Source organism: Amycolatopsis sp. NPDC052450 (genome assembly GCF_044547565.1).
Classification (GTDB): domain Bacteria; phylum Actinomycetota; class Actinomycetes; order Mycobacteriales; family Pseudonocardiaceae; genus Amycolatopsis.
This window is the reverse complement of record NZ_JBIUAQ010000001.1, coordinates 290323-302931: the sequence shown is the minus strand read 5'-3', so window position 1 is coordinate 302931 and position 12609 is coordinate 290323. Positions and strand designations below refer to the sequence as shown.

General features: G+C 67.5%; 11 protein-coding genes. 3 read left to right on the top strand and 8 right to left on the bottom strand.

Translation table 11 applies throughout. The features are described from left to right. The first annotated feature begins 56 nt into the window (after positions 1 to 56). Positions 57 to 647, top strand: coding sequence for an SCP2 sterol-binding domain-containing protein (locus tag ACIHAO_RS01550; RefSeq protein ID WP_125780076.1), 591 nt, complete (start codon positions 57 to 59; stop codon positions 645 to 647). Here the strand turns inward: ACIHAO_RS01550 and ACIHAO_RS01545 are convergent. The 8 genes from ACIHAO_RS01545 to pdhA all read right to left on the bottom strand — a co-directional run bounded on the left by ACIHAO_RS01545 (position 644) and on the right by pdhA (position 9766). Further along, on the bottom strand, positions 644 to 2386 hold the full coding sequence (locus ACIHAO_RS01545; protein WP_396554242.1) for an ATP-binding protein: 1743 nt from the start codon (positions 2384 to 2386) through the stop codon (positions 644 to 646). The two genes, ACIHAO_RS01550 and ACIHAO_RS01545, sit on opposite strands and share 4 nt — an antisense overlap. An 88-nt stretch (positions 2387 to 2474) precedes the next feature. Continuing rightward, positions 2475 to 2957 (bottom strand): FxsA family protein, encoded by a 483-nt coding sequence (locus ACIHAO_RS01540; protein WP_396554241.1) that lies wholly within the window; start codon positions 2955 to 2957, stop codon positions 2475 to 2477. Between the two features lie 58 nt (positions 2958 to 3015). Continuing rightward, positions 3016 to 3516: a DNA topology modulation protein FlaR gene (locus ACIHAO_RS01535; protein WP_396554240.1), complete on the bottom strand. Its 501-nt coding sequence runs from the start codon at positions 3514 to 3516 to the stop codon at positions 3016 to 3018. A 2-nt stretch (positions 3517 to 3518) separates the two neighbouring features. After that, positions 3519 to 5462 carry an ABC transporter ATP-binding protein gene (locus tag ACIHAO_RS01530; protein WP_396554774.1) on the bottom strand — a complete coding sequence of 648 codons (1944 nt, stop codon included), beginning with the start codon at positions 5460 to 5462 and terminating at the stop codon, positions 3519 to 3521. A 20-nt stretch (positions 5463 to 5482) separates the two neighbouring features. Next, positions 5483 to 6052, bottom strand: coding sequence for a TetR/AcrR family transcriptional regulator (locus tag ACIHAO_RS01525; RefSeq protein ID WP_396554773.1), 570 nt, complete (start codon positions 6050 to 6052; stop codon positions 5483 to 5485). A 148-nt stretch (positions 6053 to 6200) separates the two neighbouring features. Continuing rightward, on the bottom strand, positions 6201 to 7550 hold the full coding sequence (locus ACIHAO_RS01520) for a dihydrolipoamide acetyltransferase family protein (protein ID WP_396554239.1): 1350 nt from the start codon (positions 7548 to 7550) through the stop codon (positions 6201 to 6203). 16 nt (positions 7551 to 7566) lie between these two features. Continuing rightward, the gene (locus ACIHAO_RS01515) at positions 7567 to 8559 is read right to left on the bottom strand and encodes an alpha-ketoacid dehydrogenase subunit beta (protein ID WP_396554238.1); all 993 of its coding nucleotides are present in this window, start codon (positions 8557 to 8559) and stop codon (positions 7567 to 7569) included. 1 nt (position 8560) lies between these two features. Next, on the bottom strand, positions 8561 to 9766 hold the full coding sequence (gene pdhA, locus ACIHAO_RS01510) for a pyruvate dehydrogenase (acetyl-transferring) E1 component subunit alpha (RefSeq protein ID WP_396554237.1): 1206 nt from the start codon (positions 9764 to 9766) through the stop codon (positions 8561 to 8563). A gap of 373 nt (positions 9767 to 10139) precedes the next feature. Here pdhA and ACIHAO_RS01505 point away from each other — a divergent pair, with 373 nt between their 5' ends. Continuing rightward, positions 10140 to 11552, top strand: coding sequence for a M20/M25/M40 family metallo-hydrolase (locus tag ACIHAO_RS01505; protein WP_396554236.1), 1413 nt, complete (start codon positions 10140 to 10142; stop codon positions 11550 to 11552). A gap of 84 nt (positions 11553 to 11636) precedes the next feature. Next, a complete protein-coding gene (locus ACIHAO_RS01500) occupies positions 11637 to 12494 on the top strand; it encodes an alpha/beta fold hydrolase (RefSeq protein WP_396554235.1) in 858 nt (285 codons plus the stop codon). The last annotated feature ends 115 nt before the right edge of the window (positions 12495 to 12609 follow it).

The window sequence follows — 12609 nt, the reverse complement described above, 5'->3', positions numbered from 1 at the left end:
TGCCCCGAAATTCTCCGATCCGGCGCTGGCGGGACAAGGTACGCGTTTCCCGCCCGTTGCGGCTGCACAAGACGCGCACCGGTGGCGAGCACGTCGTCAACGCTTTCGCGGAGAAGCTCGAGCTCGCCAAACTGAGCCCCGAGCAGTTCACCCAGGTCCTGGAAACCCTGCACATGCTGGGCGAAACCGGTGCGGGCATCGAGCTGAGCTCGCTGGAGACAGAGGTGCTCGTGGACGTCGTGCAACGCGCGTCACGCGAGCAACTCAAGGCGATCGCCGATCACCCGGAACTGCGTGCGGCGTTCCTCGACGAGATTTTCCGCAGAATGTCGGACCATTTCGCACCGGAACGCGCACGGCATGTCGACTTCGTCGTCGCATGGCGTTTTACCGACGGTCACGGAGAAGACGGTTTCGATCGCTTTCAAACGGTCATCGAAGACGGCGTCTGCGTTTCCAGCACCGACCTCGCCCGCACTCCGGACACCACCATCACGCTGTCCGTCGACGACTTCATCCGGATGGCCACCGGCAACGCGGCCGTGGCGGCGATGTTCGTGACCGGCAAGGTGAAGGTCAAGGGCGAGTACGCGCCGGCGGTGCGGTTCAGCGGGTATTTCGACATTCCGAAGCCGAGCGGAAGTTAGCGGCCGGTCTCGTCAAGAGTTCGCTGAGTCGTGCGGCGATAGCGGACATTCGGACTGCGTAGATTCTTCTCTGTCGCTTCGATCAGGCCTTGGCGTAGCAGGACAGTCAGCCATCTTGTCATCGTGCGGTCATGCAGTCCGGTCGCCGCCACCAGATCGGCACGCGTCGCCTCGTCGTCACCCAGCGCGTCAAGGATCTCTTCGCGTCGGTCGGCGCGCCGCCTGGGAGGTGACGGACTGTCGGTGGACGTGGGTGCCACGTCCTCGGCAAGGGTGTAGTGCGCGTACCGGCGACCGCCGGCGGGGACCAACAGGCCTCTTGCCACAAGGTCACCGAGCTCCTCCGTGGCCACACGAGAGTCGAGATCGTTGGCGTTTCGGTAGGCCTGGTTGTTGAGCGTCTCGCCGTGGAACAGCATCGCGAGACCATGACATTGGCTATCGGTAAGGCCATGCTCGTCGAGCGAAGCGATCCAATGAACCGCGTCCTCTCCCATCAGAGTGTGGTTCGGGAAAGTCGCCTTGAAAGTGGAAATGTCATCGGCGAACCGTGGCGGACTGAGCTTCGCGTCTCGCATGGCGGCCAGCATTGCCGGGATCCCGGAGCCACGGTTCTCGCAGATCGGCCGGTCCGACCCGGGCAACGGGGTGTCTTCGAGAATCTTCAGCAACGTGGCGTTGCGAGCTGAAGAGGTCCCTTCGACGCCGAGGTTCTCTTCGCGGACCGATCCATAAAGGCCGCCTGGGTTGCGGATGAGTAGGCGGTCGGGATACATCTCGACCTGCACCTGTGTCCCCTGCGAAGGGCCTGAGTAGTCGCGGTGTACCAACGCGTTCACCACCGCCTCGCGGAGTGCGGTCTCGGGATACTCGTATGTCTCGGCCCGGCCGGCGCCGCGAACGGTCGATCGTCGTTTCATGTTGCGGCGGAGAGCGATGAGCGCTTCGTCCACCATCACCGGAATCGGTCCTTCGGCCGCCACGTTGTCGATGAACCGTGTTCCATTCCGTGGATCAGGCCCGGATTTCGTCGGATAATGAACGAAGGTCAGCATGAGCTGCGGGAAGAATTCCTGAGGGTATTCCCCCAGCGCCAGGAGCCCCGCGAGAGACAGTTCGTCTCCGATGAGGACCTTCGCACGTCGCAATGCCGCAGGGGTCTCCAGGTTCGCGAACGCCCTGCTGCGATGGCGGCGGAGCCGACTCAGGAAAAGGTCGACCAGGGCTTTGTCGAGGTTCGCGACGGTCGTACCGGTCACAGGCTGCTCGTCGTCCCGAGGCTGGCCTCGATTCGCCATCATCAGCTGTACTTCGTACGGACTCAGCCTGCGATCTCCGTCGGCGACCCTGATGAAGCTTCCCTGCGTCATGCCCGCACCGCGGTTGTACGAAGGCTTACTGGCCTGCGGCAACTCAGGGATCTCCGCGACCACCAGGTCCGCGCCGTCGAAGCGATGAGTTCCGATAAGGGGACGTAGCGGCGGCTCCATGTTCTCCGAACACAACGCGGCCAGATCGGCCTCCATTTTCGCCGGGTCGCGAACTCCGGTCGCCTCGAACCCGTTGGCCTCGTCGAGGCCGAGGATCAGAACGCCCCCGCTGGTGTTGGCAAACGCCGAAAGTGTTTCGCGGACGCTCTTGGGGAGCTTGGTCTCGGCCCGTTTGGCCTCGACAAAGGCGTGGTCACCACCGAGATCGCGAAGGTTCGTGATGATCTCGGCGAGTTCGTCGTAGAGCATGCCGCCGTCCTAGCTTAGACACTAGCTTGGACACTAGCTTAGACACTGGAGTCTAGTGGCGAAGCTAGTGTCTAAGCTGGAGCGGCACTCAGCCCTCGACGATGCGGCCCTCGATCACCTGCGGCTGCTTCTTGGCGGCCTCGGCGGGCGGGGTGTCCGCGACGACCTCGCTGTCCACCACCATCACCGGCCCGCGCGTGCGGTTGGCGAACTTGACCGCGCGGCGCGCCATCCGCTTCTGCCAGACCTTGCGCGCGACACTCCGCGTCGGCGGCAGGATGAACAGCAGGCCGATGACGTCGCTGACGAAACCGGGCAGCAGGATCAGCAGACCGCCGAGCCCGATCAGCATCCCGTCGGTGAGTTCCTTCTCCGCGTCGGCCGGTCGCCCGAGCCGCGCGGACTCGGCGAACGCGCGGAAGGCGCGGCCGCCTTCGCGGCGGGCGAGCCAGGAGCCGATGAACGCACCGGCGAAGAGCAGCGCGATCGTGCCGAGCACGCCAACGGCCGAGCCCACCGCCCACACGGCGGCGATCTCGGCGACGACATAGAGCAGGAACGCGACAGCCATACTTGGACAACGTACGGCTTGCCCGTTTTGCTCCCAACCCCCGATACGGTGACCGAGGTCAACCGATCCGGCGCAGGAACTCCTCCGTCTCACGCGGCCTGGTCAGCACGATCCGCCGCGCGTGCGTCCCCTGGTCCGCCAGCCGCCGCACCGTCCGTTCCCGGTGGTCCTTCGGCCAGCGCCAGACGTAGGAGTAGAACTCCCGGTCGAAGCGTTCGGGGCAACCGGGCGCCTGTTTGTCCCGCCCGTACTCGCGCAGGGACCGCATCAGCACCCGCCGGAGGCAGATGCGGCGCGGGAAGTCGAGGAAGACGATCGTGTCCGCCCGCGGCAGCCGCAGATGCATCGACGCCCCGTAGTTGCCGTCGATCACCCAGGCGTCCGACGAGACGATCTGCTGCTGCGCGGCGTGGAACTCGTCCTCTGGCGCCCGGGTCCACCCCGGCTGCCAGAAGAGCCGGTCGAGGTGGGTGACCGGCAGGCCGAGAGCGGCGCCGAGCCGACGCGAGAACGTCGACTTCCCGGCGCCGCTGCAACCGACGACCATGATCCGCCGCATCGTCAGGCTTCGTCGAGATAAGCGGCGGCCTGCAACGTGAACAGGTCGGCGTAGCCGGCCTTCGCTGCCATCAGCTCGTCGTGTGTTCCGTATTCGGCGACTTTTCCGTTCTCCAGCAATAGAATCCGCTCCGCTTGCCGCACCGTGGAGAACCGGTGCGAGATGTACAGCGTCGTGCGCCCCTCCGAAAGCTCTCGCAGCCGTGAGAAGAGGTCGTGCTCGGCTTGGGCGTCGAGCGCGGACGTCGGTTCGTCGAGGATCAGGATCGGTGCTTCCCGCAGGAACGCCCTGGCCAGCGCGATCTTCTGCCATTCGCCGCCGGAGAGGCTGACGCCCTGGTCGAACCAACGGCCGAGTGGAGTGTCGTAGCCGCTGGGCAGGCGCTCGATCCGCTCGTCGGCGCCGGCCCGTTTCGCCGACGTCTCGATCTGTTCGCGGTCGACGAGATGTGTCAGGTCGCCGAGCCCGATGTTCTCGGCCGCGGTGCCCTGGTAGGTCACGTAGTCCTGGAACATCGCGCTGATCCGCCGTCGCAGTTCCACCGGGTCGTATTCGCGGATGTCGACGTCGTCGAGCAGGATCCGCCCGCCCGTCGGGTCGTACAGCCGGCACAGCAGCTTGAACAGCGTCGACTTCCCGGCTCCGTTGCGGCCGACGACGGCGACCGTCTCGCCCGGCCGGATCTCGAAGCTCACGCCGTCGAGCGCGGGGTCGGGTGCTCCGGGATAGGTGAAGGACACTTCTTCGAAGCGGATGTGTCCCTCCACAGTGGACGGAAGGGGTCGCGGCTCCGGCGGCGCGACGATCTCCGGTTTCGTCCCGAGGAAGCGATACAGCGTGTCGAGGTAGAGATTGTTCTCGTACATCCCGGAAAACGCGGTGAACAGGCCCTGGACGGACGTCTGCACCGACGCCGCGGCGGCCGTGTACAGCGCGAGATCGCCGAGGGTGAGCCTGCCGCCGACGGCCTCCAGCGCGATGTACAGCGCGATCGCGGATCCGGCGGCGGTGCTGAGCAGCCCCCACGACGTCGAGCTGACGCTGCGTTTGCGGGTCAGTGTCCGTTGACGGTCGTAGGAGACCTGGCCGAGCCGCTGGAACCGGTCGACGAAGTACGGGCCGAGCCCGAAGAGCTTGGTCTCCTTGGCGTAGGTGTCCGTGGTGACCAAAGAGGACAGATAGTCCATGCGCCGTTTCAGCGGGGACATCATCAACGTCAGCCAGAACGCGCGGGCGCCGTACTTCGACTGTGAGATGAACGCGGGGATCGGCGCCACCAGCGCGACGAGCGCCAGCAGCGGGCTGATCGAGACGAGCAGCGCGATCATGCTGCCGAAGGTGATCAACGTCCGGATCAAGCCCAGCGCCGAGTTCATCATCGACAGTGGCCGCGTCGGCGCCTCCTGCGCGGCTTGGCGCAGCATGTCGTAGGACGCGGAACCCTCGAAGTACGCAAGCTGCAGTTCGCTCGCGTGGCTCATCACCTGGTGGCGGATGGTCAGCGTCATCCGTTCCTGCAGCAGTGTCTGGCCGTAGGTGGTCAGCGCCTGCGAAACCGCGGTGAGCACGAGGACGCCGAACTGGAAGAGGGCGACGCCGACGATCGCGCTCTTCGTCCCGTGTCCCTGGATCGCCGCGACCACGGAATCGATCAGCAGCTTCGCGATGTACGCGGTCGCCGTCGGGAGGAGACCGGAAAGCAGGGTCACCAGGGTGATCACGATGGTCAGCGCCGGGCTCGCCTGCCAGGTCAGCTTCGCGACCTTCGGCAGGCCGCGGACCGTGCCCGCGACGTTGACCCACATGCGGTTGAGCCGGGACTTCAGGTCTTTCGGGAGGGCTTCGGGTTCGGGCTCCGGGATGTCGACCGGGCCGGTCAGGCCACTGTCGGGCACCGTCGACGGCGGGCGACGGCGCCTGCCGCCGCGTGCCATGAACAGTTCCAGGCCGCCTCCGGGCGGGCCGATCACGCGGCCCCCAAGGCGCCGTTGAGGAACACGTCGACGAGTTCCATCGTGGTCGGTTCGTCGCCGGTCTCGCTGAACCGGATCCGGCCGCTGAACAGCAACGACAGGAACAGCGCCGCGGACTGCGCCGGCGGCAGGCGGAGCCGGTCCTTCTCCGGCTCGAACAGTTCGGCCATGGCGTCGCGCATCGCGCTCATCGACTCTTTCCGCCGGTCCCGCCGGTCGTCATGGCGATGCTCCGGCCGCTTGCCGGAGCCGTGCATGACCGCCATCAGCGCGCCCATCCGCTGGAGATGCGCGCTGAGCGCGTCGGCCGCCTCGATGAGCCTGTCGTCGAGGGGCTGGTCGAGGTCGATGACCGCGATGGCGTCGAGCACCTGGTCGGGTTTCAGGGCCTCCGCGAAGCAGGTGGCGAACAGTTCGTCCTTGTCCTTGAACACGCGGAAGACGGTGCCCTCGCCGATGCCCGCGGCCCGGGCGATCTGGCTGGACGTGACACCGGCGCCGTACTCCACCAGCAAGGGCAGCACGGATTGGACGATCATCCGGCGCCGCTCGTCGGCACTCATTCCCGGCGCTCTCCGCCGGGAGGCGGTCTCTGTCATGCTTCCAGTGTGCGGAGTGAGTGCTCACTCCGTCAAGCGATTAAGCCAGCGGTCCGTGAGGGCCTCCTTCCCTACCCTGAGAGTAGGGAAGGAGGCCTTCACGGACTTTGGCTCAGTAGGTGATCGCGACCGCGGGGTCGGCCAGCAGAGCGCCGACGTCGGCCAGGAACTCCGAACCCTGCTGCCCGTCGACCACGCGGTGGTCGAAGCTCAGCGAAAGCTGGAGCACCTTGCGCACCTTGATCTCGCCGTCGACCACCCACGGGGTGTCCTTGATCGCGCCGAGGCACAGGATCGCGGACTCGCCGGGGTTGATGATCGGCGTCCCGGTGTCGACGCCGAAGACGCCGACGTTGGTGATGGTGATCGTGCCGCCGAGCATGGCCGCCGGGGTGGTCTTGCCCTCGCGGGCGACGTCGGTCAGCTCGGTGAGCGCGATCGCGAGTTCCTTGAGGGACATCGAATCCGCGTCACGGACCTTGGGCACGACGAGCCCGCGCGGGGTGGCCGCGGCGATCCCGAGGTGCACGTAGTCCTTGTAGACGATCTCCTGCGCCGCCTCGTCCCACACCGCGTTGACGTCCGGAGTGCGCTTGGCCGCCAGGCAGACGGCCTTCGCCGCGAAGGTCAGCGGGGTGACCTTGACCCCGGCGAACTCGCGCGACTTCTTCAGCTTCTCCCGGAATTCCATCATCGGCGTGACGTCGATGGTGAGGAATTCCGTGACGTGCGGGGCGGTGTAGGCGCTCTGCACCATCGCGGCGGCGGTGGCCTTGCGGACGCCCTTGATCGGCACCCGGCGTTCCCGTGTCGCGGGGTCGTAGCCACTGTCCACACTGGACACAGTGGCGGCCGGAGCGGCGGAACCGTTGGCGGCCGCCTGCACGTCGTCACGGGTGATGACGCCGCCCTCGGCGGTGCCGGTGAGCGCGTGCAGGTCGACGCCGAGGTCCTTGGCGAGTTTGCGCACCGGCGGCTTCGCCAGCGGCACGTACCCGCCCTTCGGCTTCGAAGCCACAGCAGGCGCGACAGGCTTGGCAGGAGCGGGCGCCACGGCCACCGGGGCGGCGGCGGAAGCGGCGGGAGCCGCGCCCTTCCGCGCGCGCCGCTGCGTGACGACGGCCTTGGAGCCGTAGCCGACCAGCGGCTTCATCTCCTCTTCCGCCGGCTCTTCCGCCACGGGGGCGGCGGTGGGTGCCGGGGCGGCCTTGCCGTCCGGGTCGACGTCGATGGTGAGGATCGGCGCGCCGACCTCCACCGTCTGGCCCGGTTCGACGAGCAGTTCGGTGACCACGCCCGCCCACGGGATGGGCAGTTCGACGGCGGCCTTCGCGGTCTCGACCTCGACCACGATCTGGTTCACCGTCACGGTGTCACCCGGTTTGACCTGCCAGGCGATGATGTCGGCTTCGGTCAGCCCCTCCGCTGTGTCGGCGAGGGGGAATTGTTTGTACTCGGGCATTTCAGGAACTTCCCCCTTACCAGGTGAGTGAACGGTCGACGGTGTGCAGGACCCGGTCCAGATCGGGGAGGTAGTGCTCCTCGAGTTTGGCCGGCGGGTACGGCGTGTCGAATCCGGTCACCCGCAGCACGGGGGCTTCCAGCGAGTAGAAGCATTCCTGCTGCACACGCGCGGCGATCTCCGAGGTCAGCGACGACTCCGACGGCGCCTCGCTCAGCGCGATGAGCCGTCCGGTCTTGCGGACCGACTCGAAGACCGGCTCCAGGTCGAGCGGGGACAGCGTCCGCAGGTCGATGACTTCGAGCGATTTGCCCTCGTCCTCGGCTGCTGCCGCCGCGTCGAGCGCGACCTTCACCGACGGGCCGTACGCGACGACCGTGGCCGTCGTGCCTTCGCGGATGACGCGGGACTTGAACAGCTCGTCCGGCGTGGCGTCGGTGTCGATCTCGGCCTTCAAAGCGCCCGAGTGGTACAGCTTCTTCGGTTCGAAGAACAGGATCGGGTCGTCGGACTTGATCGCCTGCTGGATGCCCCAGTAGGCGTCGACGGCGTTCGAAACCGACACGACCTTGAGCCCGGGGATGTGCGCGAACAGCGATTCCGGCGACTCCGAGTGGTGCTCGACCGCGCCGATGCCGCCGCCGAACGGCACCCGGATCACGATGGGCATCTTGATCTTGCCCTGCGTCCGGTAGTGCAGCTTCGCGACCTGGCTGGAGATCTGGTCGAAGCCGGGGAAGATGAAGCCTTCGAACTGGATCTCGCACACCGGGCGGAAACCGCGGACGGCGAGGCCGACCGCGGTGCCGATAATGCCCGATTCGGCCAGCGGCGTGTCCAGGACGCGCTGCTCACCGAAGTCCTTCTGCAGGCCGTCGGTGATGCGGAAGACACCGCCGAGCTTGCCGACGTCCTCGCCCATGACCAGGACCTTCGGGTCCTCTTCCATGGCGCGCCGGAGGCCGAGGTTGATCGCCTTGCCGATGGTGAGTTTCTGGAGGTCGGCCATTTCAGTGTTCACCTGCCCCGACGAAACCGTCCATGTAGGACAGGAACTCTTCGCGCTGCGCGTCCAGCAGCGGCGTGGATTCCGCGTACACGTTGGAGAAGATCCGCTCGGGTGGCGGTTCGGGCATGTTGAAGCAGTACTCGCGCAGCTCGGCCGCGAACGCGTCCGAATCGGCCTGCACCTGGTCGAAGAACGCCTGGTCGGCGCCGCCGCCGCGGGCGAGATAGGCCCGGACGCGCTCGATCGGGTCCTTCAGCTTCCACTCCTCCAGCTCGTCGGAGAGCCGGTAGCGGGTGGGGTCGTCGGTGGTGGTGTGCGCGTCCATCCGATAGGTGAACGCCTCGATCAGCACCGGGCCGTTGCCGTGGCGGCATTCGTCGAGCGCCCAGCGGGAGACCGCGAGGCAGGCGAGGACGTCGTTGCCGTCCACGCGGATGCCGGGGAAGCCGTAACCGCGGGCGCGCTGGTACAGCGGCAGCCGCGACTGGCGTTCGGTGGGCTCCGAGATCGCCCACTGGTTGTTCTGGCAGAAGAACACGAGCGGCGCGTCGTAGACGGCGGCCCAGACGAAGCCTTCGTGCACGTCGCCCTGCGAAGTCGCTCCGTCACCGAAGTAACAGATGGTCGCTTCGCCGTCGTCGTCGCCGACCTTGCCTTCGAACTTCTGGCCCATCGCGTAACCGGCGGCGTTGAGCACCTGGTTGCCGATCACGATGGTGTACGGGTGGAAGCCGTGTTCCTTGTAGTCCCAGCCGCTGTGGTCGGTGCAGCGGAAGATGCCGAGCACCTCTTTGAGGTCGACGCCGCGGGCGTACGCGACACCGTGCTCGCGGTAGCTGGGGAACGCCATGTCCGTCTTCCGCAGCGCGCGGCCGGAGCCGATCTGCGCGGCCTCCTGCCCCAGCAGCGGGACCCAGATGCCGAGCTGGCCCTGGCGCTGCATCGCGTTGGCCTCGCGGTCCGCGCGGCGGACCAGGACCATGTCGCGGTAAAGGCCCTTGAGGGCGTCGACGTCGATGTCGTCGACGTAGCGGTCGAATTGCGGCGAGGCGACTCGTTCGCCTTCGGGGGTGAGCAGCTGAGTCAGCTCAGCGCCACCTTCGCTCGTTGCTCGCAAACCGGCGATCACCTGTTCGGGGGACGGTTGCGCCGCTACGGCGGCGGGACCATCTCCAGGCTCCGGGTGCGTCCAGTGTTCGGACGGCATGCGCTGCTCTCCTTGATGTCGGCGCCTCTGGCGGCCACTTGTGGCGGCCACAGTGACTGCGCCGGCGGGGACCAGCGCGTCGGATCTGAAGCGCTGGGTCACCATCGGCGTTGACGGTTCGTGCGCACATCCTGGCATGCCGGACGCCGTTTTGGTCAGTGGCGGATGCTGATTTGTTGCTGAGAAAGGGTGCCTGATCAGGGAAAATGCTAGGAAGCCCGAGTGTGGGGCCGCCGAAAGTAGGGGATTCACCCGCGGGCCGACCAGCGGACGACTCGTCCGGACGGGTGTCCTGCGTGGCTTGATCGATGACGATCCGTGCCCACCGCTGTGATCCATCCCACCCTCCCGGAGCCGTGGCAGGATGGCGGACGTGGAGCAGAAATCCGTACGCGAAACCGTGGTTTCGAACTGGACGAACGACGTCCTTCCCAGCCTGTCCGGCCTGGTGGCGATCCCCGCCTTGTCGCCGGCGTTCGACTCCGAGTGGGCGAAGACCGGTCATCTGGCCGCCGCCGTCGAGCACGTCCGTTCCTGGATCGCCGCACGGGAGATCCCCGGCGCGACGCTCGAGGTCGTGGAGCTCGAAGGCCGCAGCCCGCTGCTGGTCGTCGACATCCCGGCGACGTCCGCGGCGGCCGACAAGGGCACCGTGCTGATGTACGGGCACCTCGACAAGCAGCCTCCGGTGGGCGGCTGGTCCGAGGGGCTCGACCCGTGGACGCCGGTGATCCGCGACGGGCGGCTGTACGGCCGCGGCGCGGTCGACGACGGCTACTCGGGCTACGCGGCGACGACGGCGATCGAGGCCGTGCGCGCCGCCGGTGGCGAGCACTCCCGCGCGGTCGTGCTGCTGGAGACCGGTGAGGAGTCCGGCAGCCCGGACCTGCCCGCCTACGTCGAGCACCTGAAGGAGAAGCTCGGCGCCGTCTCGCTGGTCGTCTGCCTCGACGCCGGCGGCACCGACTACAAGCGCCTCTGGCTGACCACCAGCCTGCGCGGCATGCTGCACGTCAACGTCACCGTGAAGGTGCTCGAGTCCGCGCAGCACTCGGGGATGGCCAGCGGCATCGTCGCGAGCTCGTTCCGGGTCCTGCGTGCCCTGCTCGACCGGATCGAGAACGCCGAGACCGGCGAGATCAAGCTCGCCGAGCTGAGCGTCGACATCCCGGAGAACCGCGTCGAGGAAGCCCGCGGTGTCGCCGAGATCGCGCCCGGCGCGGCGAAGACGCTCTTCCCGGTGGTCGGCCGGACGGTGTCCGACGACGACCTGGAACTGCTGCTCAACAACTCGTGGCGGCCGACGCTTTCGGTGATCGGCGCGGAGGGCTTCCCGCTCCCGGCCGAGGCGGGCAACGTGCTGCGCGGCAGCACCACGCTCACCCTGAGCTTCCGCCTGCCGCCGACCGCCAACGCGCAGGCCGCGATGGAGGCGGTCCGCCGCGTCCTCACCACCGACGTGCCGTATGACGCTTCGGTGGAGCTCGGCGACTTCCAGGCCGAGAACGGCTGGAACGCGCCGGCCACCGCGCCGTGGCTCGACGACGTCCTGCACCACGTGAGCGGCGAGGTCTTCGGCGCGCCGCACAAGAGCTACGGCATGGGCGGATCGATCCCGTTCATGGGGCTGCTCGGCGAAAAGTACCCGGAGGCGCAGTTCGTGGTCACCGGCGCCTGCGGGCCGGACTCGAACATCCACGTGCCGGACGAGTGGCTGAACATCGACTTCGCGCAGCGGGTCACCGAAGCGGTCGCGCACATCCTGGACGCGCACGCACGGAGCTGATCTCCCCGCTCACGCTGCAATGAAGGGGCCTTTCATAGCAAAATTTGCAATGAAAGGCTCCTTCATTGCGGCCCCGGGAGGAACGTGTTCGAGGGTTTCGAGCTCGAAAACGTCGATGTCGGCGAAGTGAACCTGAGGGTCCGCCACGGCGGATCGGGACCGCCTCTCGTGCTCCTGCACGGACATCCCCGCACCCACACCACCTGGTACGACGTCGCGCCCCGGCTCGCCGACGCGTTCACCGTCGTCTGCCCGGATCTCCCCGGCTACGGCCAGTCCTCGAAACCCGAGACCCTCGAGGATCACTCCGCACACTCGAAACGCGCCATGGCCCGGCACATCGTCGCGCTCATGCGTCACCTCGGTCACGAGCGGTTCGCCGTCGCCGGTCATGATCGCGGCAGCGCCGTCGCCTATCGCCTCACGCTCGATCACCCCGGGGTCGTCACGAAACTCGCCATCCTCGACGGCATCCCGATCGGCGAGCATCTTTCCCGCGCGGACGCCACGTTCGCGCGGGCCTGGTGGCACTGGTTCTTCTTCGGCCAGCTCGCGAAACCCGCTGAGCGCGTGATCAACGCCGACCCGGACGCCTGGTACGGCGGCGATCCCGAGGCGATGGGCGCGGAGAACCACGCCGACTTCCTGCGCGCGATCCACGACCCCGAGACCGTCCACGCGATGCTCGAGGACTACCGCGCCGGCCTCGGCCCCGACCGCGAAGCCGACGACGCCGACAAAGCGGCCGGGAAGAAGATCGAGTGCCCGCTCCTCGTGCTGTGGTCCAGCCTGGACGACCTCGAAGACCTCTACGGCGATCCGGTCGCCGTCTGGCGTGAGTGGGCCCAGGACGTCCGCGGCTTCGCCATCGAGTCCGGGCACCACGTGGCCGAGGAGAACCCGGCCGACCTCGCCGCGGCGTTACGGGAGTTCCTCGGCTGAGTTGGGGGGGGGGGGGGGGGGGTGGTTGGAGGGCGACCCAAACCACACAAACCAACCCCCCCCCCACCACCCCCCCCCCCACCCCCCCCCCCCCCCCCCCCCCCCCCCCCCGCAC